Annotated in this window: 26 protein-coding genes; 15 read left to right on the forward strand and 11 right to left on the reverse strand. The window is 39.3% G+C overall.

Annotation, left to right across the window (positions count from 1 at the left end; translation table 11 throughout):
• Positions 1 to 228: 228 nt before the first annotated feature.
• Together JZO83_RS00005 and JZO83_RS00010 are read right to left on the reverse strand one after the other, a co-directional pair.
• Positions 229 to 744, reverse strand: a complete 516-nt coding sequence (locus JZO83_RS00005) for a hypothetical protein (RefSeq protein WP_206858783.1) — start codon at positions 742 to 744, stop codon at positions 229 to 231.
• Between the two features lie 27 nt (positions 745 to 771).
• Positions 772 to 1,641 carry a Cof-type HAD-IIB family hydrolase gene (locus JZO83_RS00010; protein WP_207114681.1) on the reverse strand — a complete coding sequence of 290 codons (870 nt, stop codon included), beginning with the start codon at positions 1,639 to 1,641 and terminating at the stop codon, positions 772 to 774.
• A gap of 123 nt (positions 1,642 to 1,764) precedes the next feature.
• On the opposite strand from JZO83_RS00010, the gene JZO83_RS00015 reads away from it, so the two are divergent.
• From JZO83_RS00015 to JZO83_RS00030, 4 genes are all read left to right on the forward strand, one after another.
• Entirely contained in the window at positions 1,765 to 2,445 is a 681-nt protein-coding gene (locus JZO83_RS00015) for a uracil-DNA glycosylase (RefSeq protein WP_206858781.1), read from the forward strand.
• 155 nt (positions 2,446 to 2,600) lie between these two features.
• On the forward strand, positions 2,601 to 3,581 hold the full coding sequence (gene pta / locus JZO83_RS00020; RefSeq protein WP_010734762.1) for a phosphate acetyltransferase: 981 nt from the start codon (positions 2,601 to 2,603) through the stop codon (positions 3,579 to 3,581).
• 116 nt (positions 3,582 to 3,697) lie between these two features.
• Positions 3,698 to 4,174 (forward strand): tRNA (adenosine(37)-N6)-threonylcarbamoyltransferase complex ATPase subunit type 1 TsaE, encoded by a 477-nt coding sequence (gene tsaE / locus JZO83_RS00025; RefSeq protein WP_206858776.1) that lies wholly within the window; start codon positions 3,698 to 3,700, stop codon positions 4,172 to 4,174.
• Positions 4,164 to 4,679 carry a GNAT family N-acetyltransferase gene (locus JZO83_RS00030; protein WP_207114682.1) on the forward strand — a complete coding sequence of 172 codons (516 nt, stop codon included), beginning with the start codon at positions 4,164 to 4,166 and terminating at the stop codon, positions 4,677 to 4,679. Before tsaE ends, JZO83_RS00030 begins: the two co-directional genes overlap by 11 nt.
• Before the next feature lie 100 nt (positions 4,680 to 4,779).
• Here the strand turns inward: JZO83_RS00030 and JZO83_RS00035 are convergent, their stop codons facing one another.
• Both JZO83_RS00035 and JZO83_RS00040 read right to left on the reverse strand, forming a co-directional pair.
• Positions 4,780 to 5,313 carry a 3'-5' exonuclease gene (locus JZO83_RS00035; protein ID WP_207114683.1) on the reverse strand — a complete coding sequence of 178 codons (534 nt, stop codon included), beginning with the start codon at positions 5,311 to 5,313 and terminating at the stop codon, positions 4,780 to 4,782.
• Positions 5,314 to 5,468: 155 nt separating this feature from the next.
• Positions 5,469 to 6,221 carry an exodeoxyribonuclease III gene (locus JZO83_RS00040; protein WP_206858763.1) on the reverse strand — a complete coding sequence of 251 codons (753 nt, stop codon included), beginning with the start codon at positions 6,219 to 6,221 and terminating at the stop codon, positions 5,469 to 5,471.
• 104 nt (positions 6,222 to 6,325) lie between these two features.
• Here JZO83_RS00040 and JZO83_RS00045 point away from each other — a divergent pair, with 104 nt between their 5' ends.
• The 3 genes from JZO83_RS00045 (at position 6,326) to JZO83_RS00055 (ending at position 8,810) form a co-directional block, all read left to right on the forward strand.
• Complete coding sequence (locus tag JZO83_RS00045; protein ID WP_206858760.1) at positions 6,326 to 7,246, forward strand: Gfo/Idh/MocA family oxidoreductase; 921 nt, start codon at positions 6,326 to 6,328, stop codon at positions 7,244 to 7,246.
• A 70-nt stretch (positions 7,247 to 7,316) separates the two neighbouring features.
• Complete coding sequence (gene murB, locus JZO83_RS00050; RefSeq protein ID WP_207114684.1) at positions 7,317 to 8,222, forward strand: UDP-N-acetylmuramate dehydrogenase; 906 nt, start codon at positions 7,317 to 7,319, stop codon at positions 8,220 to 8,222.
• 18 nt (positions 8,223 to 8,240) lie between these two features.
• Positions 8,241 to 8,810, forward strand: a complete 570-nt coding sequence (locus JZO83_RS00055; RefSeq protein ID WP_207114698.1) for a GNAT family N-acetyltransferase — start codon at positions 8,241 to 8,243, stop codon at positions 8,808 to 8,810.
• A 20-nt stretch (positions 8,811 to 8,830) separates the two neighbouring features.
• Here the strand turns inward: JZO83_RS00055 and JZO83_RS00060 are convergent, their stop codons facing one another.
• Positions 8,831 to 9,676 carry a hypothetical protein gene (locus JZO83_RS00060; RefSeq protein WP_206858756.1) on the reverse strand — a complete coding sequence of 282 codons (846 nt, stop codon included), beginning with the start codon at positions 9,674 to 9,676 and terminating at the stop codon, positions 8,831 to 8,833.
• 281 nt (positions 9,677 to 9,957) lie between these two features.
• On the opposite strand from JZO83_RS00060, the gene JZO83_RS00065 reads away from it, so the two are divergent.
• Positions 9,958 to 11,466 carry a flavocytochrome c gene (locus JZO83_RS00065; RefSeq protein WP_207114685.1) on the forward strand — a complete coding sequence of 503 codons (1,509 nt, stop codon included), beginning with the start codon at positions 9,958 to 9,960 and terminating at the stop codon, positions 11,464 to 11,466.
• A gap of 111 nt (positions 11,467 to 11,577) precedes the next feature.
• Here the strand turns inward: JZO83_RS00065 and JZO83_RS00070 are convergent, their stop codons facing one another.
• From JZO83_RS00070 to JZO83_RS00095, 6 genes are all read right to left on the reverse strand, one after another.
• Positions 11,578 to 12,561, reverse strand: a complete 984-nt coding sequence (locus tag JZO83_RS00070; RefSeq protein WP_207114686.1) for an NAD(P)H-quinone oxidoreductase — start codon at positions 12,559 to 12,561, stop codon at positions 11,578 to 11,580.
• A 2-nt stretch (positions 12,562 to 12,563) separates the two neighbouring features.
• Complete coding sequence (locus JZO83_RS00075) at positions 12,564 to 13,214, reverse strand: NAD(P)-binding oxidoreductase (protein ID WP_206858747.1); 651 nt, start codon at positions 13,212 to 13,214, stop codon at positions 12,564 to 12,566.
• Positions 13,215 to 13,355: 141 nt separating this feature from the next.
• Complete coding sequence (locus JZO83_RS00080) at positions 13,356 to 13,970, reverse strand: ECF transporter S component (protein ID WP_207114687.1); 615 nt, start codon at positions 13,968 to 13,970, stop codon at positions 13,356 to 13,358.
• 16 nt (positions 13,971 to 13,986) lie between these two features.
• Positions 13,987 to 14,538: a phosphopantothenoylcysteine decarboxylase gene (coaC, locus tag JZO83_RS00085; RefSeq protein ID WP_207114688.1), complete on the reverse strand. Its 552-nt coding sequence runs from the start codon at positions 14,536 to 14,538 to the stop codon at positions 13,987 to 13,989.
• 14 nt (positions 14,539 to 14,552) lie between these two features.
• A complete protein-coding gene (locus JZO83_RS00090; RefSeq protein ID WP_207114689.1) occupies positions 14,553 to 15,281 on the reverse strand; it encodes a phosphopantothenate--cysteine ligase in 729 nt (242 codons plus the stop codon).
• Positions 15,278 to 16,267, reverse strand: coding sequence for an acryloyl-CoA reductase (locus JZO83_RS00095; RefSeq protein ID WP_207114690.1), 990 nt, complete (start codon positions 16,265 to 16,267; stop codon positions 15,278 to 15,280). Before JZO83_RS00095 ends, JZO83_RS00090 begins: the two co-directional genes overlap by 4 nt.
• Before the next feature lie 227 nt (positions 16,268 to 16,494).
• On the opposite strand from JZO83_RS00095, the gene JZO83_RS00100 reads away from it, so the two are divergent.
• The 7 genes from JZO83_RS00100 (at position 16,495) to JZO83_RS00130 (ending at position 24,270) form a co-directional block, all read left to right on the forward strand.
• Complete coding sequence (locus JZO83_RS00100; RefSeq protein ID WP_206858725.1) at positions 16,495 to 17,037, forward strand: XRE family transcriptional regulator; 543 nt, start codon at positions 16,495 to 16,497, stop codon at positions 17,035 to 17,037.
• 17 nt (positions 17,038 to 17,054) lie between these two features.
• On the forward strand, positions 17,055 to 18,140 hold the full coding sequence (locus JZO83_RS00105) for an ABC transporter ATP-binding protein (protein WP_206858722.1): 1,086 nt from the start codon (positions 17,055 to 17,057) through the stop codon (positions 18,138 to 18,140).
• An 11-nt stretch (positions 18,141 to 18,151) separates the two neighbouring features.
• Positions 18,152 to 18,958 (forward strand): ABC transporter permease, encoded by an 807-nt coding sequence (locus JZO83_RS00110; RefSeq protein WP_206858719.1) that lies wholly within the window; start codon positions 18,152 to 18,154, stop codon positions 18,956 to 18,958.
• Positions 18,955 to 19,785, forward strand: a complete 831-nt coding sequence (locus JZO83_RS00115; protein ID WP_206858717.1) for an ABC transporter permease — start codon at positions 18,955 to 18,957, stop codon at positions 19,783 to 19,785. The genes JZO83_RS00110 and JZO83_RS00115 overlap by 4 nt, the downstream gene beginning before the upstream one ends.
• The gene (locus tag JZO83_RS00120) at positions 19,782 to 20,855 is read left to right on the forward strand and encodes an ABC transporter substrate-binding protein (protein WP_207114691.1); all 1,074 of its coding nucleotides are present in this window, start codon (positions 19,782 to 19,784) and stop codon (positions 20,853 to 20,855) included. Before JZO83_RS00115 ends, JZO83_RS00120 begins: the two co-directional genes overlap by 4 nt.
• Before the next feature lie 563 nt (positions 20,856 to 21,418).
• Complete coding sequence (locus JZO83_RS00125) at positions 21,419 to 22,234, forward strand: PRD domain-containing protein (protein ID WP_206858704.1); 816 nt, start codon at positions 21,419 to 21,421, stop codon at positions 22,232 to 22,234.
• A 107-nt stretch (positions 22,235 to 22,341) separates the two neighbouring features.
• The gene (locus JZO83_RS00130) at positions 22,342 to 24,270 is read left to right on the forward strand and encodes a beta-glucoside-specific PTS transporter subunit IIABC (protein ID WP_207114692.1); all 1,929 of its coding nucleotides are present in this window, start codon (positions 22,342 to 22,344) and stop codon (positions 24,268 to 24,270) included.
• The last annotated feature ends 5 nt before the right edge of the window (positions 24,271 to 24,275 follow it).

Consider the following 24,275-nt stretch of genomic DNA (forward strand, 5'->3'; position numbering starts at 1 on the left):
TGTGCAAAGCGTCAAATCCAGGTGTATCAACCGTCTTTATCCATTTTTCAACCGTATAGTGGGATGGAATACTATACCGAGTCGCCAATGTTTTATAACCGCCTTCGCCTCTGTGATACGCTTCAACTACCTGTTTTTTAAATGCATAATCGTATTTAGTCACTAAAATACCCCCTAAGTTAGATCTTGTGGTCTAACTTAGGGGGCGCACTTCATTGTGTTCGTTTTTTAGTTAACATCAAAGCGATAAGAAAGAGGTGTTTCTTTGTCTTTGTTTTTTCGATAGAGCCAATAATCAAGGACAGCAGCGATGCAGATACAAATAGGGGCATTCTCTTCATTTGGGATATCAAGAACATAGTAATCACCGGTAAAGAGCGTTGCTTTGTCCATTTCCATGATGGGTTCATTGAAATGTTGGATCTGATAGCGGTGATTATAGATATCTCCCTGTACAGTCCAATGTAATCGGCGGATATAATAAAAATCTCCTGGCCAATTGAAAATCTTTTGCATCGTACCGACTTTTTCGAAATCTTTGTAAAGTTCAAAGCGTGTACCAAATGTCAGGCTGATTTGCTTGATATGTGCGACTAGATCACCATTCATGGCATAAAGAGACAACGCATCTCCTTTCGTTCCCCAACGGCCGACCATCAAAAAAAGTGATTTCCCTTTTTCGTCTTTGACGATCGTCCGAGTAGCACGACTCAGCTGTTTTTCCTGAATGAAAAATTCTGACATGTTTGTTCCCCTCTTTTCTTCAAACAACTATAGATTTTCGTTGATTGCGCGCAAGATGGCTTTGCCAACACCTGATTCAAGATTTGTATCTGTTACGTATTTTGCGTAATCTTTGACTTCGATTTCTGCATTTCCCATGGCGAAACTAACGCCAGCGGTTTGCAACATGCTGACATCGTTGAAATTATCCCCGATCGTCATCACTTCGTCTAAAGTGATACCACGTTCATGTGCGACGTGCGCCACTGCGATTCCTTTTTGAGCATTCTTATGATTGATCTCAATATTGTTTTGTCCAGAAGAAGTCACTGCCAGTTCGCCTAAACTACTGATTTCTTTCCCGACAGGTCCTAAAATGCGTGCCCCTTCTGTGTGGAAGCAGATGATTTTTAACACTTCTAATTTTTCATCAAGTAATAATTCACGTATGCTATCAACATAAGTGATGTGTAAAAGTTCAAGATTAGCGGAAGCCATGGCAATCGCCATTTTATAAGTCAAGTGAGGCATATGAGTCGCAATGGAAGAGGCGAAGCTTTCGATTCTCTTCGGTTGGCTTTCAGAATATAGCCCTTGATTTGTTGCTACTTCATAATAAATGCCATTTGCATCTAAAATATCCATTACAGTCATTGCTTGGGGACTTGGAATCGGTACTGTAAAAAGCGATTTTCCTGATTTGTCATAGACTTGTGCGCCATTCAAAGTGATCATCGCACATTCGATTCCTACTTCATCTAAAGCTGCTCGTGCTTCTTGAGCGTTACGTCCAGTAGCTACCATAAATTCAATGCCTAGCTCGTTTGCCAAGCGGATCGCGTCAGTATTTTCTGTTGAGATACCCATGTGTGCATCGAGTAAAGTGCCATCCATATCAGAGGCAATTAGTTTGATCATGTCATTACCGTTCCTTTCCTTTTCTCTTCCCTAGTTTAACATACTAATACGAACTAGGAGGGAAGATTTTGACTTGTTAACAAATAATTTGTGAGTTATTCTGGAAAATAGGAGGTGGGAAATTTGAAAAAAATCATCCACAATAGTTGGCAAGATCGATTAGCTGATGAGTTTGAAAAAGACTATTATCAGCGTTTACGAAATTTTTTGAAAGAAGAGTATGCAACTCAAAAAATCCATCCCGATATGTACCATGTGTATGAAGCGTTAGAACTGACTCCCTATGAAGAAGTGAAAGTAGTGATTTTAGGACAAGATCCTTATCATGGTGTGAATCAAGCGCATGGTCTATCTTTTTCCGTACAGCCAGGAGTAAAAACACCACCATCTTTAGTCAATATCTACAAAGAATTGAAGAATGATCTAGGGATCGAACCAGTGGGGCATGGAAATTTAGTAAGTTGGGCCAAACAAGGGGTTCTACTATTGAATACCGTACTAACTGTCAGAGAAGGACAAGCTTATTCACATCGTGGGAAAGGCTGGGAACAGTTGACCGATGCGGTGATTGAGAAACTGAACGAACGGGACAAACCGATCGTGTTTATTCTTTGGGGCAAACCAGCGCAGGAAAAAATGAAAATGATCGACAAGAGTCGTCACATTATAATAACAGCGCCTCATCCAAGCCCATTATCTGCCCATCGTGGTTTCTTTGGCTCAAAACCTTTTTCAAAAACGAATGATGCGTTGCTTGCATTAGGGGAAACGCCAATTGATTGGCAACTGCCTAAAACAGTGTAATGATACACCGCTTTCCTGTTATAGTGCAGTTTGTTCAGATTATGTGAAAAAGTTAATTATTATCCACTTTTTGACTGATACAGAAATTTAAAACTGTTCTTTTTTTTAATAATAGTGTATCATGGTAGTTAATAAAAATAACTGGAGGTCATCTTGTGGAATTGTTTGATAGTTTAAGATTTAAAATTGTACGTCGCGGGATCAAAATCGTGTTTCCAGAAGCAACGGATGCAAGAATTTTAGGAGCAGCAGCACGTTTAAAAGCAGAAGAATTAGTTGAACCGATTTTGATCGGTAGTAAAGAAGAGATTGAAGCAGCGGCCAACGCACGTGGTATCCAAACATCTAACTTCACGATCATCAATCCAAATGATTATGAAAAATGGGATGAAATGGTTGAAGCTTTTGTTGAACGACGTAACGGAAAAGCAACAAAAGAACAAGCTGAAAAAATCCTAAAAGATGTCAATTATTTTGGAACAATGCTTACATATATGGGCATTGCTGATGGTATGGTTTCTGGTGCGATCCATTCGACTGGAGATACAGTACGTCCAGCACTACAAATCATCAAAACAAAACCAGGTGTAAGCCGTACAAGTGGTGCAATGATCATGGTTCGCGGAAGAGATCAAGAAAAATATGTCTTTTCTGACTGTGCAATCAATGTAAATCCAAATGCACAAGAATTAGCAGAAATCGCTGTTGAGTCAGCAAAAACAGCTGAATTATTTGATATCGATCCAAAGATCGCTTTGATGAGTTTCTCAACAAAAGGTTCTGCCGCAGCTCCTGAAGTAGACAAAGTTGTTGAAGCAACTAGAATTGCGAAAGAATTAGCACCTCAATATACGATTGATGGCGAATTGCAATTTGATGCGTCATACGTACCAGCAGTCGCACAATTGAAAGCTCCTGACTCTAAAGTCGCTGGTCAAGCAACTGTCTTTGTTTTCCCAGAATTACAATCAGGAAACATTGGCTACAAGATTGCCCAACGTTTTGGTAACTTTGAAGCAATCGGCCCAATCTTACAAGGTTTGAACAAACCAGTAAGTGATCTATCTCGTGGTGCCAATGAAGAAGATGTTTACAAATTAGCGATCATTACAGGCGCACAAACATTATTAGATTAATCGAACAGTGTAAATAAAAGGAAAAGAGAAAGGGAGAACGGATGATTCCTGACTCTTTTCTTTTTTTTTGTTGGATTACACGTTATACTGACAAAAAAGAATGAGGAGAAATGAAGATGATTGAATTAACAAGTGTAGCGATGACTGATCAACTAGCAGAAATCATCGGAAAAGTTGCTCATCCAGGAGATAACCTAGTCTTGACTGGCGATCTTGGTGCAGGTAAAACGACACTGACTAAAGGAATAGCTAAAGGATTAGGGATCGATCAAATGATCAAAAGTCCTACCTATACGATCATTCGAGAATATACGCAAGGAAGATTACCTTTGTATCACATGGATATTTATCGTGTTGCTGCTAGCGGTGCTGATCTAGGTTTGGATGAATATTTTGAAGGTGAGGGACTATCTGTCATCGAATGGGGAAACTTATTAGAAGATGCTTTACCTGAAGATTATTTGGAACTGATTCTTGAAAAAAGTGATACAGAATTAGAAAAAAGGTATGTGAAATTCCAATCATATGGATCAGAGAGTCAAGCGTTTGAAAAGCGTATCCTTGAAGCATGGGCGGGTAGCTATGACAAGTGAGGTCGAATTGACGCTCAAAGAAGCCGATGAAAAGGATGCCCAAGGATTATTAAAGATGCTAAATCAAGCGAAACAAGAGACGGATTACTTTATTATTGATGAGCGTTCGCTTGGAATGAGTAAAGAAGTGCTCGCAGTTGAGTTGACCCGAATAAAAGAAAGCACAGAACACTTATTGTTTTTAGCCCTGATTAATGAACAAGTGATCGGTGTCGTTTCTGTTGCCCCTAAGTCTGAGTTAACTGAACAAGGTGAAATAGGAATCAGTATCTTGAAAGAATATTGGGGGATGGGCTTAGGAACGATCCTTTTAGAAGAGGCAATCATCTGGGCAACGGAAAATGAAAACTTTAATACGTTGGTTCTAGACGTATTGGCCGATAACCAGCGAGCAATCCACCTGTATCATAAAATGGGCTTTCAAGAAGAAGCACGAAGCAATATTGAATTAATCGAACAAGATAAAGTGCCAACGATCAAGATGAAAAGAACGATTGAGGCATGAAGTGAAGATGATTCTACAAAACAAGAACCTGAAAAGTCGACCACTTTTCAGGTTCTTGTTTTATTTTTAGACACATTGATCGTCCATTTAGCTAGTAGAACTATTTTACTGTCACTAATTTTTTCAAAGGGTCTGTCCCGAAATATTTTTCCTGATACAATAAGATCTCCGCACAAGCTCGGCTATCTTCTAACGCATCATGGTGATTTTTCAATGTGATATCTAAATTCTCGCAAACCGTATTTAATCGGTGGTTAGGCATTTCAGGAAATAATCGTCGGCTTGTTTTGACCGTACATAACGAAAGATAATTAGGTTGGGGCAGTTGGTAGTAATCCAAGCAACCAGCCAATACTTTTGTATCGAAGGCAGCATTATGGGCAACAACTAATCGGTTTTTTTGGAAATACTTTTCGATTTTATGCCAAACATCTGGAAATTTAGGTGCCTGACGTACATCTTCAGGACGGATACCATGGATTTGGATATTACGCCAGAAAAATGGTGTTTCTGGTTGGATCAAGGTATAAAATTCATCGACAATCTGACTGTTTTCCACTTTCACAAGTGCTAAAGAGCAAGCGCTATGGGATTGATGGTTCGCAGTTTCAAAGTCCATCGCGATAAAATTCATGTTCAAATAAGCCTCCTTTAAAAAATAAACCATAACATAAATTTCTAAAAAAAGAAATAGCGTTTAACATTATGTAAAAAAGTAAATTCTGTCAGGTTCAAGGATCTCAGGAAGAAATTGGGCTACCCAATTTCTTCCGTTGCTATCCCTATTTGCTATTCGATGATCAGTTCGACAGGGCAGTGGTCACTACCTAAAATCGTGGTATGGATTTTTGCATCAACTAAGCGTGACGTCAAATCTTCACTCGTCAAGAAGTAATCAATACGCCAACCTGCATTATTTTTTCGTGCATTGAAGCGGTAGCTCCACCAAGAATAGACACCCTCTAGGTCTGGATAGAAGTGACGGAAAGTATCCACAAAACCATTATCAAGTAAATGGGTCAACGCTTCTCGTTCTTCAATTGAGAAACCAGCACTTTTTTGGTTTGTTTTCCAGTTTTTCAAATCGATTTTCTCGTGGGCAACATTTAGATCCCCACAGACGATTACCGATTTCTGTTTTTTCAACTCTTCTAGATAATCGTAGAAAGCAGCTTCCCATTCTAAGCGATAATCCAGTCGTTTCAATTCATTCTGTGAATTTGGCGTATAGCAAGTCACTAAGTAAAATTCTGGATATTCTAATGTGATCAAACGTCCTTCTTGATCATGCACATCGATCCCCATGCCATAAGAAACGTTCAATGCCGGTTCTTTCGCAAAAATCGCGGTACCTGAATATCCTTTTTTAACCGCATAATTCCAATATTGATGGTACCCAGGTAAATCTAAATCGATTTGTCCTTCTTGTAGTTTTGTTTCTTGGAGACAGAAGAAATCTGCATCAAATTCCTTGAATGTTTCTAAAAAATTTTTATTGACGATGGCTCTTAAACCATTAACGTTCCACGAAATCAGTTTCAAAAAAACACGCTCCTTCTCTATCGTATCTATGCGATTATATTGTACCTCATTTTTATTAAAAATAGTGTAAGATAAGAGTAATAATAGATACTAGGAGGGAAAAGATGAAAATTGGTGTAGTAGGAGTAGGGAATATTGCTGAAAAAGCATATTTGCCCACATATGCAGAAAAACAAGGAATGATCGATTTTTATTTTGCGACACGTAATCAGGAAACAAAAGAACGTCTGAAGAGAACCTATGGATTTACTCATTTATATGAATCGCTTGATGAGCTAGTCGAACAAGGAATCGAAGCATGTATGATCCATGCGGCGACAAGCGTTCATTTTCAACTGGCAAAAAAATGTTTAGAAAATAAGATCCATGTTTATATCGATAAACCGTTAAGTGTTGATCTTCGAGAAATCGAAGAGTTACAGCAATTGGCAAAACAGCACCAAGTAACTTTGATGGTTGGCTTCAATCGTCGATTTGCGCCAATGGTCGAACAATTAAAAGCGATTCCAGAAAAGCGCTTGATCCAGTTACAAAAAAATCGCATTGCAGCAAAAGAAACGACTGCTTTTGTGATTTACGATCTATTTCTGCATCTGGTAGATACAGCAGTATATTTATTGGATGAGCCTATGATCAAAGCAAGTTCTCACATTCGAGAAAAAGAAGGCTTTATGGAAGTGGCGACGTTGCAAATTGAAACAGCGAATCAAACAGCGATCGTCACGATGGATCTTGCAAGTGGTGCAAATACCGAAACTTACCAAGTGACGAGTAAAGAGGGAACGTATGAGTTGAGCGATCTGACAGACTTAGTCATCCGTAAATCAAATACGACAGAAATGAAAAAATTCGGTGATTGGGAAACAACATTGAGCAAACGCGGCTTTGTGCCAATGGTCGAAAGATTTTTTGAAGAGATCCAACAAACGACACCAGACAAAGAAAAGTTGAAACAAACTGGCATTTACGACAGCCATGCGCTTTGTGAAGAAATGTTGAATAACCTTTATCGTCATCAGCTTTGAGCAAGACTGGCAAGATTGTTTTAAGCGTGATAGAATGATGAGGACGTTTGAAAAGAAAGGAAAGTCCTCAGTGAATAAAGAAGATATCGTAAGAAAAAATCCAGAGTTGAATCTGTTGCTTGATGAACCATTAAGACATTATACATTTACTAAAACCGGTGGTCCGGTAGATGTGTTAGCTTTTCCAAAAACAAAATCAGAAGTCAAGCAGCTAGTTGATTATTGTCGAGAAAACGAAGTCCCTTGGCTAGTGTTAGGAAATGCAAGTAACCTGATCGTCCAAGACGGTGGAATTCGTGGTGTAGTGATCATGCTGACGGAGATGAACCAGATCCGAGTAGAAGGCACGATGGTCATCGCAGAAGCGGGTGCGAAGTTGATCGATACGACCTATGCAGCATTAGCCGAGTCGTTGACAGGATTCGAGTTTGCCTGCGGGATTCCTGGAAGTATCGGTGGAGCGGTCTACATGAATGCGGGAGCTTACGGTGGTGAGATCAAGGACGTGTTTGCAGAAGTCGACTTATTATTAAGCGACGGTACGATCCAAACGCTGACAAATGAGGAAATGGCATTTTCTTATCGACATAGTGAATTACAGAAGATGGATGCGATCGTTTTAGAAGCACGCTTCCAATTGACACCTGGTGAGCATGAGCTGATCAAGGGGCGGATGGATGAGTTGACACAATTGCGTGAATCCAAACAACCATTGGAATACCCTTCATGCGGCAGCGTCTTTAAACGACCTGTGGGCCACTTCACCGGACAACTGATCCAAGAAGCAGGATTACAAGGCTTGAGATGGGGCGGCGCACAAATCTCGGAAAAACATGCTGGCTTTATCGTCAATATCGATCATGCCACAGCGACTGATTACACTGAACTGATCGCCCATATCCAAGAAGTGATCAAAGAGAAGTTTGGTGTGACACTAGAAACAGAAGTACGAATCATTGGTGAAAAAAGAAGTTAAATGAAAGTGGGTGCAGCGATGTTAGATAAGCAACTGCCTTACGCTGAAATTTGGATGACGCGCCCCTTAGAGGAAGTGTTGCCAGATTATCCGCTGAATGAGCAGTATCACTTTGAAAAGTATCGACCAGGAGCAGAGAAAGATTGGGCGGCTATTGAGACTGCGGTCGGTGAATTTGATTCAATTGATGAGGCGCTAGCTTATTTTGATCAAGCCTTTGCACCTTATCAAGAAGAATTGACAAAGCGTATGTTTTTTGTAGTCAACGAAAAAAATGAACCCGTTGCTACATGCACTGCTTGGTGGAAGCTTCGTGAAGAAGAATATCCTCTGTTTCATTGGTTAGCGGTCAAACCGGAACATCAAGGAAAAGGGATCGCGCGAAGTCTGACGATCGAAGTGCTACGCTGCTTTCAACAGTTGACCTCTCAAAGCCCCGTTTATCTGCATACACAGACGTGGAGTCACCCAGCGATTAAACTTTATCAAAGCTTAGGGTTTACATTTATTCCTGATAACTTTGATGGCAGCGTGAATTCGGATTATCAGAAAGTAATGGATATCTTATCCTCGAAAGTAAAAAAATAAGGATGAGCAAAAGCTCAACCTTATTTTTTTTGTTTATTTCCAGCAGTATCCATTCGCGTAGTTACTCCTTTTTTTCTAGGGATGAAGTTTCGAATGAACGTAAATTTTCGATAATCGTTTCGAGTATAAAGATAGCCGAAGATGCTGAAAACGAGTGCGCCAATAAAGTTGACGAATAAGTCTTTCATAGTATCTAAGATCCCGATATCTAAATAGCCATCATTCATAACGAATTCTTTGGCATTGCCATTTTCATCTTTGTAGGTCACGGTTGTTTGTTGGATATCTTTGATCGTATACACGGTATTGCCATCTTCACTCAGCTTGACACTATTGATTTGGTCAACATAGTTGTCTTTTTGCATATCCATTTGTAAGACTTGATCCGCTGAGAATTCGATAAATTCCCAAAAGACTCCTACGGTCATTGAAAAACAAAAAGAGACTAATGCGACTAGCAACGGGGTCAAATTCATGGTTTTGGTGTTTTTGTTCAAGAGATAAACAAGTGAGAAACCAACACCACCTGCTAGAAAACCGCTCAGTGCGTGTAAAGCTGTGTCCCAAAGTGAAAAATAGCCATAAAAGTCACTTAATTCACCCAAGACAGTGGCACTGAAAATAAAGGACAAGATAATGATTTCTAACGTATTAGGGATTTGGATCTTCAATAACTTTTCTAGTAGATAGGGGATCTCAAATAATAATAAAGTCAATAATAAGAGCATGATATTCCCCATATTACGGTCAATCACTTGGTCGACTAACATGACTACAACAATGACCCGTAAAATGATATAGATTGCATGAGTGACTTTCCCGGCTGACTTACTTCCTTTGGTAAAAAAATGTTTGATTACTTTCATAAATTAACTCCTTCGTGGTTCATACCGATTATACTTGTCTAGCGACAAAAGCCCAAATCTTCTGTTTGTAACGAAAGGAAAAAATTTTTTGGACTGGCTATTTATTCAAGAAATCCGTTTACTTTTTGATAGTTACTAGTTTAATATTGAAAACGTTAAAATATTACTGGTTATTTATAAAAGATGAAGATAACAGAAGTTCGAAAAAAATAAATTGTCTGTTGAATTTGTGAATGATATCACTTATGATGGAGTAAGTGTTAAATTTTAGGAGGACAACTATGAAGAAAACAATTAAAGGGTTACTGACAGTTACAGCAATTTTTGCCTTAGGTGCCTGTACGCCTGATGAAAGCAAATCTGCATCCAGTAGCTCTTCCACAAAAGAATCAACAGAAGTATCATCTGGGGCATCTGCTCAAACTTACACAAATCCAGCTGAAATGAAAGACGAATACGATTTGATCATCGTTGGCGGAGGCGGGGCTGGTATGGCGGCTGCTATCGAAGCAAAAGATGCAGGCTTGAATCCAGTCATTTTTGAAAAAATGCCAGTTGCTGGTGGGAATACGTTAAAATCTTCAAGTGGGATGAACGCATCTGAAACCAAGTTCCAAGAAGAAGAAGGAATCACTGATTCCAATGATGCTTTTTATGAAGAGACATTAGCAGGCGCTAATGGAACAAATGACAAAGAAATGTTACGCTATTTTGTTGATCATTCAGCTTCTGCAATTGAATGGTTGGATGAAAATGGCATCAAATTAGATAACTTGACGATCACTGGTGGAATGAGCGAAAGACGTACACATCGCCCTTCTGACGGATCGGCTATCGGTGGCTATCTAGTGGATGGGTTATTACGAAATGTCCATGAACGTCAAATCCCGATTTTTGTAAATACAGAAGTGACAGATATCCAAAAAACAGGTGATACAGTCAACCAAGTAACGGTTCAAGTCCAAGGGGAAGAGCCAAAAGAAATCAGCGGAAAAGCGGTAGTTGTTACAACTGGTGGATTTGGTGCCAGTGAAGAATATATCCAAACTTACCGCCCAGATCTAGAAGGTTATGTAACAACGAACCAAGTAGGATCAACAGGGGACGGCATCAAGATGATCGAAAAATTAGGCGGTCAAACAGTCGATATGGATAAGATCCAAATCCATCCAACTGTTCAACAAGACGAAGGGTTCTTGATTGGAGAAGTTGTGCGTGGCGAAGGAGCGATCTTAGTTGATCAAGATGGTGAGCGTTTTGTCAACGAAATGAATACTCGTGACAAGGTATCAGCGGCAATCACTGCATTACCAGAAAAATCTGCTTATTTGATTTTTGATCAAGGCGTCCGTGACCGTGCGACAGCAATTGAGTTTTATGATGAAAAAGGCTATGTCACTACAGGTGAGACGATCGAAGAATTGGCAGAGAAAATCAACTTACCAGCAGAGACATTGGCTCAAACAGTTACAACTTGGAACGAAGAAGTGGCGAATCAAGAAGATACAGCATTTGGTCGTACAACAGCAATGGAACACGACCTTTCAAAACCAAACTACTATGCGATCAAGATCGCACCTGGGATCCACTATACAATGGGTGGCATCAAGATCAATACGAATACAGAAGTTTTAGACAAAGATGGAGAACCGATCACTGGCCTTTATGCAGCAGGTGAAGTCACTGGTGGTTTACACGGAGAAAACCGTATCGGCGGAAACTCTGTAGCGGAAATCATTATTTTCGGTCGACAGGCAGGACAACAAGCAGCAAAATTTGTTGCTAAATAAGCATAGAAATAACGAGAAAAGAGAACCTAAGGCGCATGCCTTGGGTTCTCTTTTTAAACATCACTATAGTTGAATAAATGTCATTCCAGAGCTGACTCTTTCCGAACAAGCTCATTCACTAACTGTCAAAATAATCTTTCCGACATTTTTATTTGCTTCCATATATTCATGGGCTTCTTTTGCTTCTGCTAATGAGAATGTACGATCGATGATTGGACGGATTGCTCCGGTCTCAAAATAAGGATCGATAGTTTCCATAAACTCTTGAGTTAATCTTGCTTTGTATTCGTCACTTCTTGGAGTCAATAATGTGCCAATCAATTGGATTCTTTTTTGCAATAACACTCTTAGATCAAGAGACTCAACTGTTGTCCCTCCAAGTGTGCCAATCAAGACCCAGCGACCATCAATGGCAATCGATGCCAGGTTTTTTTCCCAATACGAAGCGCCGATAAAATCCAAAAGAACATCAACGCCATTGCCATTTGTCAGCTTACGGACTTCTTCCGCAAAATCCTGTGTTTTATAGTTGATCACTTCATCTGCGCCGAGCTTTTTACAAAAGTCTAACTTTTCAGTTGAACCTGCAGTCACGATGACACGGGCTTGTGAATGTTGTTTGGCTAATTGGATCGCTGCGGTACCAACACCGCTTGCGCCAGCATGGATCAATACAGTCTCGCTCTTTTGCAGTTTTCCTAACCAATACAAGGTTTGATAGGCAGTTAAGAAAACTTCAGCAATACCAGCGGCTGATACGTAGTCAAGCGAATCAGGTAAAATGATCGCTCGATCTGCGGGAATAACGGCATATTCTGCGTAACCACCTAAATTCACTAAACCATAAACTCTCGTTCCGATTGAAAACTCAGAATGATCGCTGGCATTCTCGATGACTTCACCGGCAACTTCAACACCTAGAATAGGATAAGGTGCTTGAAGCGCAGTGTTTTCCCGACGCATGATATCCGTCCGATTGACCGCAGCGGTGTGGACTTTCAGCAATAGTTCCCCAGCTTTTGGAACAGGTCTAGGGACATCGATTTCGGTCAAAACGTCTACCGAGCCGGGTTTTTTCATAGAAATTGCACGCATAATCAAGCCTCCTCAGCAAGTTGTTTGATTGCGTCTGGAACTGTAGCTGATCCTTCAGATAAAACAACGGTTGTTTTTGATATTGTTGGTTGATCCACTAACGCAGCTAATACTTCTGCTACCGTTTTTCTTGTAATTGTTTGAGCTGGTTTTTCATTTGGTTTCGTTAACTGGATCGTCATGACTTCTTCATCGTTGGTCAAAGCTACAGGTTGGAGGATAACATAATCCAATGCTGTTTGATTTTTCAACCATTCGTCAGCGTAATATTTAGTAATGTAATAATCCGTCATTGATTCAGGCCATTTTTCACGATTGTCTGCAAACGCCGCACTGATCATCAAATAGCGAGAAATATTTGCTTGCTCTGCTGCGATCATTGTTTTGATAGCGCCATCTAAGTCGACTTGTAAAAGATTCTTTCCTTGAGAACCAGCAGTAAAAATGACAAGATCACTGTCTTGAAAGGCTTCTGCCATTTTTTCTGAGGACCACGTTAAATCGAAGGGAACATAGGCAATGTTTTCTTCATCAAAAATTGCTTGGTTGGCAACATCTCGCACACCTGCGTAAACTTGATGTTCTGTTGTTCCTAGTTTCTGGATCAAATGACGACCGATTTGTCCATTTGCTCCTACTACAAAAATATTCATATTCCTCATCCTTTCACTACTTAGCTGTATTATTCATGGTAACATCAAAAGATAAAAAATTCAGGACTGAACACTTATCAATAAAAACCAAAAAAGAGCGGGCAGGATGCCTCACTCTTTTTTGGTTTTTCGATCGTATCATTAACGCATCATTCGCAGCAAAACAGTAGAGACCGCAGCTGTGACTAAACCTGCAACGATCGCTTCTGGCACGCCACTAGTAAAGATAACTGCAAGAATGGCGGAGTAGACAGCATTGATGTTGCTTCCGATGACTTGGGCATAATCTTGTTGGAAAAGAAAGTAGATCAAGTTCATCACTAAAATCGTGTTAGTTAGAGAACCAGCGATCCCAGCAAGAAACAATGAAAGTGGACTAACTTTGTTCTTCGTCAACTTTTGGATGCCTTTATAAACAAAATACGGAACAACGCCAATCAAGATCCTTGGTATCAAAGCAATGATCAATGCTTTCCAACTTCCTTGATCAGTACCAATCACTGGAATAAACGGTGAGAAAACAAAAGACAGAGGTGTTGGAATGAACGTACTGCGGATCATACTGATCACGCCAAATGTCCCTCCGAGAAAAGCACCTAGTCGTGGGCCTAAAACGATTGATGCGACGATGACCGGGATATGCATCGTTGTCGCATTGATCGGGCCAATCGGGATAAAACCGAGAGGCGTAACAGCCAGTAAAATCATAATAGCTAAAAACATAGCAGTCAAAGTAAAGTTTTTGGTATTTTTCATCATAACTCCTTAAATACTAGACCGACCTCTGATTAAGCAGAAGTGTGATTTGGTCGATAATGATTTGGTTATCTGCTAAAGCACCTTTGCCGAAATCTCCACAAGCTAAAAGTGATTCTCGTGGTTCAATTTCCTGATAACCGATTTCTTTTAAAGTGGCGAGATTTCTTTGATTGATCGGATGTTGATACATATTAGTATTCATTGCCGGCGCAATCAATTTTGGTGTCTCGGGTAAAAGTGCCATGGCAACCGTAGATAGTAGATCATCGGCTAAACCATTTGCCAGCTTTCCAATAATATTTGCAGTAGCTGGTGCAATCAAAAATAAGTCGGCTTGCTTGGCTAGCTCGATATGGTTGATGACTGAAGGATCGTTTTCTTGCATGACATCCGTGTGGACAGGACGTTTAGATAAAGATTGCAAAGTTAAAGGTGTAATAAATTTTGTACTGCTTTTCGTCATGATCACATCGACTTGGTAACCGAGTTTGACAAGTTGATTCGTGATATCTGCGCTCTTATATGCAGAAATACTACCAGATACGCCCAATAGGATTTTTTTCATTTCTGGATTCCTCCTTATTTTAAGATCGTAGAGACGATACATTGCGCAATCTCTTGCTTAGTGTAGGCTTCTGTAACTTCTCCATTTTTAGACAACAAGTAGCCATGATGGCGTGTTTCATTGATCTGTGTCAAGTCGTTAGCTAAAATATAATCGGTTTGATTGGTGATCAAGCTCTTTTTAGCTACTTCCAATAACTGTTCTTTTGAGACATCGACTAATAATTTGAACCCAACGATCGTAGCTTTGGGTTGCCATTGGCGTAAAGAACGAATGATTTTTGGTGTTTTCTTCAAGGTCAAAACTAGATAGTCCGTATCCGATGAGATCTTCGCTTCTTTGCTTACACTTTGTTCGGTTGCTTCAAGCCAAGAAGACAAGGAATCGGGAGTCAATGATTCTTTACTCAAGCGCTCAGCCAACTGTTGCTCAGACAGACTGAAAGCCGGTGTAAAATCACTGACCGCCATGCTATGGATGATCGCGTCGTAGCTCTTTTCTTGCATCAATCGTTCGAATGTATCTAGTAATTCTTGTGTAGATTCGATGAGATGGAATGTCAAACGTTCAGAATCGCTAGGTTTTACAGCGAGTTGCGTCGTTACGTAGTCGATCGTCACAGAAGGGTGTGTCAGAAAGGCTTCTGCGATTGCTTTTCCTAAGCGTCCACTTGAATGGTTCGTGATCGAGCGGACTTGATCGATTCGTTCGCTTGTGCCACCAGCTGTGATCAATACCTTCATACCGTTTCACCTACAGTGACAAGCGTTCTTCCTTGATGTGTCCCTTCAAGGATTTTTTTGGTCGTTTCTTCCAATTGTTCTAAGGTGATCTCGTTCACGACTAAGTGATCAGTCACAGAAAGATCGGCTAATTGTTGCCAGATATTCAAGCGTTTTTCATGAGGGACGTTGACTGAATCAATACCGATCAGCTGGATATTTCTTAAAATAAAAGGTAACACAGTCGTTGTTAATTTGATCCCACCTGCATTGCCGCATAGTGCAGCAGCGCCATCATAGGCAATCAAAGGCAATAAGCGAGTGAGCAGTTCTCCCCCAACAGTGTCGATCACATAATCCACTTGTTGTTTATCCAAAGGTTTACTTTTTTCTGGTAGAAAGGCTTCAGGATGCACCACTTGAGTCGCCCCTAGTTTTTGTAGCCACGTTTGCGCTTCTTCTTTTCTCGAAAATGCAGTGATTTGTTGGAAGCCCATTTTGTGTAACATAGCAATGGCAACACTTCCTACTCCACCAGATGCACCTGTCACGACGACATGGTCATCTGCTTTCATTCCTTGACTAAGTAAGGCATTCACGCAAAGGGCGGCAGTCAAACCAGCTGTTCCTAAAACCATTGCTTGACGAAGTGTCATCGTTTCAGGGAGAGGAACAAGCCAATCTCCAGGGATTTTTTGATAATCACTATAGCCGCCAGGTTGGCTAACGCCTATTCCATAGCCAGTTGCTAAAACTTGATCTCCGGGCTGGAATCGTTTGTCTAAACTTTTCATGACGACTCCGGAAAAATCAATGCCGGGAGTCATTGGATAGGTACGGATCACTTGGCCATTTTCACTACAAGCCAACGCATCCTTATAATTGACATCTGAGTATGCGATTTTTATCCAAACTTCATTATTAGTCAGTTCGGGAAATTCTTTGTCGACAATGCTTGTATGGAAAGCTGGTTCATTGTTTACTTGAAACTGTTTGAATGTGTTCATTAGATAGAAGGTGCTCCTTTCGAAATTTTCCTTAATCATACCATAAAGCGTTTCATTTTCTAGTAGTTTGCTGATTAATTTCTATTAAAAAATAGTAGAAGCAACTGAAAAAAGTACGAGAAAATTTCAAGCAAAAGGGTTGTTTTTTTGGCTGAAGTTTGTATACTATTACAGGTGGTAGTAAACCTGGAGTTTACTATTAGAAAACTTCACGTAGGAGGAGACAAATGGAAATTGGTGAGAAGTTACGAAATCTGCGCATCCAAAAAAATTTAACGCAAGAAGAATTAGGGGAGCGGACGGATTTATCAAAGGGCTATATCTCGCAGCTTGAACGGGATTTAAGTTCACCATCGATGGAAACATTTTTCTCTATTCTTGAAGTATTGGGAGTTACCCCAGAAGCTTTTTTTCATCAAGAAACAGCCAACCTTCCTATCGTCTATACAAAGGAAGACCGTACCGTCTATTATGATGAGGAAAATGGGTACGAGCTAGAATGGTTAGTGACAGATTCAAATGAAAAAGAAATGGAGCCAGTGTTATTGACTTTTGATACTGCTGGTGAATATAAAACCTTTGAACCTTCCCTTTCAGAAACATTTATTTTTGTTTTAGAAGGAGAAATCGCACTAAGCTTAGGTGAACAAGAGTATGTAGCGAAAAAAGGTCAATCAATGTACTATCAGGCAACGACACAACACCAATTACGTAATCACCAAAGAAAACAAACAAAAGTATTGATCGTCGCAACCGAATCATACTTGTAATATAGGGGGCAGAAAAAGTGGGAAAACCAATCATATCATTCGATCAGGTCGTAAAAAGCTATGATGATGAAACAATTTTGAAGAAAGTCAGTTTTGAGATCGAACAAGGGAAATTTTATACATTGTTAGGGCCTTCCGGTTGTGGAAAAACAACGATTTTACGAATCATTGCAGGATTTACGGAAGCAACCGAAGGAGATATCTATTTTGAAGGAAAGCGACTCAATGATCTACCGGCGAATAAACGCCAAGTCAATACGGTTTTCCAAGACTATGCCTTATTTCCTCATATGAATGTATTTGACAACGTTGCTTTTGGCTTGAAAATCAAAAAAATGCCAAAATCGGAAATCGAAAAAAAAGTCAAAGATGCATTGCGCATGGTGCAATTACCAGGATATGAAACACGAGAAATCAGCGAAATGTCTGGCGGTCAGCGCCAACGGGTAGCTATCGCCCGAGCAATCGTCAATGAACCGAAAGTTTTGTTATTGGATGAACCATTATCTGCTTTGGATCTGAAATTACGTACAGATATGCAATATGAGTTGAGAGAACTTCAACAACGCTTAGGGATCACCTTTATTTTCGTTACGCATGATCAAGAAGAAGCATTAGCGATGAGTGATGAGATTTTTGTGATGAACAAAGGGAAAATCGTCCAAAGCGGTACCCCTGTAGATATTTATGATGAACCGATCAATCATTTTGTGGCAGATTTTGTTGGGGAAAGTAATATCGTCAACGGTGTTATGATCGAAGATAACTTGGTTGAATTTGTTGGTAAACAATTTGAGTGTGTCGATGGTGGGATGCGAGTGAATGAACCAGTGGAGATCGTCATCCGTCCAGAAGATTTGACGATCACTACACCAGACAAAGGAAAATTAGTCGTAACAGTGGACACTCAACTCTTTCGTGGCGTGCATTATGAGATCATTTGTTATGATGAGCAACAAAATGAATGGATGGTCCATTCAACGAAAAAAGCGCGTGAAGGTAGTCAAGTCGGTCTAGCTTTTGAACCAGAAGACATCCATGTCATGCGTTTCAATGAGTCGGAAGAAGACTTCGATGCACGTTTGGAAAGCTACGAAGAATAGGGGGAGAGAATATGAGAACAATGCGTAGGATCTATTCCATCCCTTATGTTTTATGGCTTGGATTATTCGTGATTGCGCCTGTTTTGATGATCATCTATCAATCTTTTTTTGATATGAGTGGTCAGTTTACATTAAGCAACTATGCCGCTTACTTTACTTCAGGGACTTATATCGCCATGACGATCAATTCGGTCTGGTATGCGTTCTTGATTACATTATTCACATTGTTGATCAGCTATCCGACTGCTTATTTTTTAACAAAATTAAAACATAAACAGCTTTGGTTGATGTTGATCATTTTACCGACTTGGGTCAACTTACTGTTGAAGGCATATGCTTTTATTGGGATTTTTAGTATCCATGGCAGTGTCAATCACTTTTTTGAGTTCATCGGTATCGGGCCGCAACAGATTTTATTTACTGATTTTAGCTTCTTGTTTGTGGCAACATATATCGAGATTCCATTTATGATCATGCCGATCTTCAACGCGTTAGAAGAAATGAATCCTTCGTTAGTAAGTGCCAGTAAAGATCTAGGAGCCAGTAATTTCGAAACGTTTCGCCGTGTGATTTTTCCGTTATCACTGAACGGGGTGAAAAGTGGGGTACAAGCAGTATTTATTCCTTCACTGTCCTTATTCATGTTGACTCGTTTGATTGGCGGAAACCGAGTGATCACACTAGGAACAGCTATCGAGCAGCATTTCTTAGTCACACAAAATTGGGGCATGGGTTCAACGATCGGTGTGATTTTGATCATTGCCATGTTCGTCGTGATGTTACTGACAGGTGAGAAGAAAAAAGGAGGCCGCTCATGAGAAAAAAATTCAAATGGTCATACCTTTATTTAGCGGTTGTTTTTCTGTTGTTGTACTTGCCGATTTTTTACTTGATATTCTACTCCTTCAATGAAGGCGGAACAATGAATAGTTTTACCGGCTTTACTTGGGAAAACTATCAAGCAGTATTCGAAGATACACGACTGATCATTATCGTATTGAATACGTTTATGTTGGCATTCTTATCCGCATTGATCGCAACGATCATCGGAACGTTTGGCGCGATGGGGATCTATTACACAAAAAAACGTCAGGCACGAACTGCATTATTGAGTATGAACAACATTTTGCTCGTTTCGCCTGATGTGATCATCGGTGCAAGCTTCCTGATTTTCTTTACGCTATTAGGCTTTGGCTTAGGATTTCAAAGTGTGTTGCTTTCACATATCGCCTTTAGTATCCCAATCGTTGTTTTGATGGTCTTGCCGAAGTTACAAGAAATGAACGACTCGATGGTAGATGCTGCGAGAGATTTAGGTGCAAACAATTTCCAAGTAGTAAAAAATATTATCTTACCATTTTTATCTCCAGGAATCATCGCCGGCTACTTTATGGCATTCACATATTCTCTGGATGACTTTGCGGTCACTTTCTTTGTGACAGGTAATGGCTTTACTACCTTATCTGTTGAGATCTATTCAAGAGCACGGCAAGGTATCAGTTTAGAAATCAATGCGTTGAGCGCACTGGTCTTCTTGTTCTCAATGGTATTGGTGATCGGTTATTACTTTATCAGTAAAGAAAACCGACCAAAACGATTGAAAAAAAATCGCCGCAACCGTGAGGAGGTGGCTCGTTTACGATGAAAAAATTACAATCTTTGCTTATCGGTATTATCTTGATCATTGGCGTATTGCTTGTGAGTGTTCGGCAATTAGAACGAGCAAGTGGAATGAGTGGGGCTAAAATCGTGACGATTTATAATTGGGGCGATTACATCGATCCTAGTTTGATCACGAAATTTGAACAAGGATCCGGCTATAAAGTGAATTATGAAACGTTTGACTCGAATGAAGCGATGTTTACCAAGATCCAACAAGGTGGGACTAATTATGATATTGCTATTCCGAGTGAATATATGATCCAAAAAATGATCGAAGAAAAACTAGTCATGCCTTTGGATCACAGTAAAATCAAAGGATTGGAAAACATCGATGATCGCTTTTTGAATCTAGATTTCGATCCGGACAATAAATATTCGATTCCTTACTTCTGGGGAACACTGGGGATCGTGTATAACGACAAAGTTTTCAACGAAGAAGAAATCAAGCACTGGGACGATTTATGGAAACCAGAATTAAAAGATAGTTTGATGTTGATCGACGGAGCGAGAGAAGTGATGGGCTTGTCTTTAAATAGTTTAGGATATTCTTTGAACAGTAAAAATATGACTGAACTGAATGAAGCGGCTCAAAAGTTGAACAAAATGACACCAAACGTCAAAGCAATCGTTGCAGATGAAATCAAAATGTACATGATCAACGAAGAAGCATCAGTTGCTGTGACATTCTCAGGTGAAGCAGCTGACATGATGTATGAAAACGAACATTTACATTATGTGATCCCAACAGAAGGATCGAATCTTTGGTTTGATAATATCGTCATGCCGAAAACAGCGAAAAACCAAGAAGGTGCGTATGATTTCATCAACTTCATGCTTGATCCGGAGAATGCTGCGCAAAACGCAGAATATATCGGCTACTCCACACCAAACAAAGCAGCCAAAGCATTATTACCAAAAGAAATCTCAGAAGATGAACAATTCTATCCATCCGATGAAACGATTTCTCATCTTGAAGTTTATGAAAATCTCGGGTCGGAATATCTAGGGATCTATAATGATTTATTCTTGGAGTTCAAGATGTATCGGAAATAGCAGTAATCCAATCAATGGTAATCAGACAGCATCAATAATTTCAGGGTGTCTTCATTTACCTTTGTCATCATCAGTTTCACGATTTTCTCTCAAAAACGGCTTTATAGCCGTTTTTTTGTTCTTTCATCTTTTTCCTCCAATATTTCTCTCACTGTTTAATACTTAAAAATCTTTATTTATTAGCTATTTCTGTGTCTTGTATAGATCACGAAAAGAGAAGGAATGAGTATATCTCGATTTACTGATGTGGTGTATTATAACAAGTGTACTCCACCTAGAAATACTAATGGATGAAGCAGTAGCGCCAATGAAGATTGGCATTCAAGGGGGAAGAGACCGGTGATAATTGAAGAGCAAACCTTCGTTTGCGGAGATAACCAAGGATAAAAAAACATCTTTCTTCCTAAATAAAATTTAGAAAACGCTTGCTTTTATGTAGATTTTATTATACCATTTAGTCAATTGAATGGGTAGTTACTGGTAAAGCAGGCTATACCTTAGTATGCGCGTATATAATTACGTGTGTGTTAAGGTATGGCCTTTTTTAGGAGGTGGAATCTTGTTTGAAGGTTAAAAAGATACTAAACAATAATTCGGTGTTGGTAGGTGAAGGGGCAAAAGATTATATCTGGATCGGTACAGGCATTGGCTTTAAGATAAAACCTGGACAAGAAGCAGATGAAAAGAAAATTGAGCGGGTTTTTGTGTTGCAGAAACAATCAACAGAACGTTTGATGAATTTGTTACAGGATATGCCGGTCGAATATGCGAAGTTAGCAGACGATATTATCCAATATGGAAAACAAAAAATCACATATGAGTTAAGCGATTCTATTTATATTTCATTAACGGATCACCTTTATAACAGTGTGAGACTACAAAAAGAAGGGTTACATTTGAATAATCAATTGTTTTGGGAAATTCGTAAGTTTTACCCAAATGAATTTTTGGTGGGGGAATATGCGGTTCAATTGATTAATCAAAAATTTAAAACAACACTCGATGATTATGAAGCAAGTAACATTGCAATGCACTTTATCAATGCACAATTAAATAGTGACGAGCGAGTTGAAAACATTCAATCATTAACCCACAAGATTCGAGATATTTTAACTATTATTAGGATGCATAACCACGTGGATGTTGATGAAACGAGTTTATCATTCGATCGGTTTGTGACACATCTAAGATTTTTCTTTAAACGCTTGGAAACTCGTACAACTGAAAATTCGAGTAACCCGTTATTGGTTCATGTGATAGAAAAATATCCTGAAGCGTATGAAACAACCTTGCTGATTGGCAAATATTTAAAAAAAGAATTAATTGATGAAGAACAATTATATTTAACGCTACATGTACAAAAATTAATAGAGAAATAATTCAAGGTGTTACTGGTCATGCAGGCAAGACTTGACGAAGTTGTAGTGAGACAACTTTGTTTAGTCTTGCTTTTTATTTATACAAATTTTTGGAGAGGATGTTTGTGATGGATTATCAAGAATTAAATGAACAAATATTAGAAAATATTGGAGGAAAGAAAAATATCAATGCTTTAGCACATTGTATGACTCGTTTTCGTTTCAAATTAAAAGATGAATCGAAAGCAAACACAGAGGCGATTAAAAAGATTCCAGGGGTTGTAACGGTTGTTCAAAGTGGCGGTCAGTATCAAATAGTCATTGGAAATCATGTTGGAGAAGTATATAAAGAATTTGTAGAGTTAGCTGGAATCAAAGATGCATCAACTTCGGAAAATGATGTAGATAAGCCGAAAGGGATTTTAAATAAATTCATTGATATTGTATCCGGCGTATTTACTCCAGTCATTAATGTTTTGATGGCCGCCGGTATGATCAAAGGATTATTAGCTTTACTAGCAGCTTTTGAATTAATTGATAAAACATCAGGAACATATTTGATTTTGAATGCTACTGGTGACGGTCTCTTTTATTTCTTTCCGTTGTTCTTAGGTTATACAGCATCGAGTAAATTTGGAGGGAAGCCCTTTATTGGTATGGCTATTGGTGCTGCATTAGTGTATCCATCAATTGTTGCAGCAAATAGTGCTGGAGGGGAAGCGTTATTCACTTTATTTCAAGGAACAGTCATTGAATCCCCAGTCTATATCAAATTTTTAGGATTACCAGTAATTTTGATGAACTATGCTTCAAGTGTTATTCCTATCATTGCAGGAACTTATTTAGCTGCTAAATTTGAGGATTTTTTAACAAGAGTTATTCCTCGTATGGTGCGTAGTTTCTTTGTTTCATTTCTAACATTGATTATTACAGTCCCTTTAATATTTTTAGTTGTTGGGCCTATTACAACTTGGGTGGGGTTGTTTCTTGGACAAATGTTATCAGCAGCAAATGATTTCAGTCCAATCATCGCAGGAATTGTGATTGGCGGCTTTTGGCAAGTCTTTATTATGTTTGGTTTGCATTGGGGATTTGTTCCAATTGCAATGAATAACTATGCAACGCTAGGATATGACGTAGTTATGATGGCTGGCCTTGCAACACCTTTGGCAATGGCAGGTGTGACATTTGCAGTTTTCTTCAAAACAAAGAACAAAAGACTAAAAGAAATCGCTTTTCCTGCAGCTTTGTCCGCAGTATTCGGAATTACTGAACCCGCATTATATGGTGTAACATTGGCTAGAAAAAAAGTTTTCTATACTACTTCGCTGGCAGTTGCCATTGCCGGCGCAATTATGGGGATTTTTAACACACGAGTGTACATTAATGGAGGAACAGGGATTTTTGCCTTGCCAAGATTTATCAACCCTGAAGTTGGTTTCGATAATAGTTTCATTGGATTTGCAATTGCTTGTGGAGTTGCATTTGTCGTAGGATTCTTAATTACTTACTTCTATTCTTATAATCCCAAATTGGATGAAGAAACAGATGAAGTTACTGAAAAAGAGAGTATTCCTGTCAATGCAGCTTTAGGTCAAACAGTTTTATATGAACTGGATACACCAATCAAAGGTGAAGTGATACCTCTAAGTAAAGTATCTGATACTGCGTTTTCGACAGGTTTACTTGGTCAAGGGGTAGCAATTTTGCCAACTGAAGGGAAAGTCTACGCACCAGCAGATGGTAAGGTGACAACGTTGTTTCCAACATATCACGCTCTTGGTCTAACAACCGATGAAGGAATTGAGCTATTGATTCATATTGGTATGGATACAGTGAATCTACAAGGAAAATACTTTGATCCAGCTGTAAAACAAGGTGATACAGTGAGAAAAGGTCAATTGCTATTAATATTTGATATTGATGCGATTGCAGCTGCGGGGTATTCATTGCAGACACCAGTAATTATTGCGAATTCAAAACATTATTTAGAAGTTGTAAGTTCAGAAGAAAAGAATGTAAATATTTCAAATAATTTATTTACAGTTATCGCCTAGGAGGA

This window comes from Enterococcus sp. DIV1298c (assembly GCF_017316315.1).
Taxonomy (GTDB): domain Bacteria; phylum Bacillota; class Bacilli; order Lactobacillales; family Enterococcaceae; genus Enterococcus_B; species Enterococcus_B mangumiae.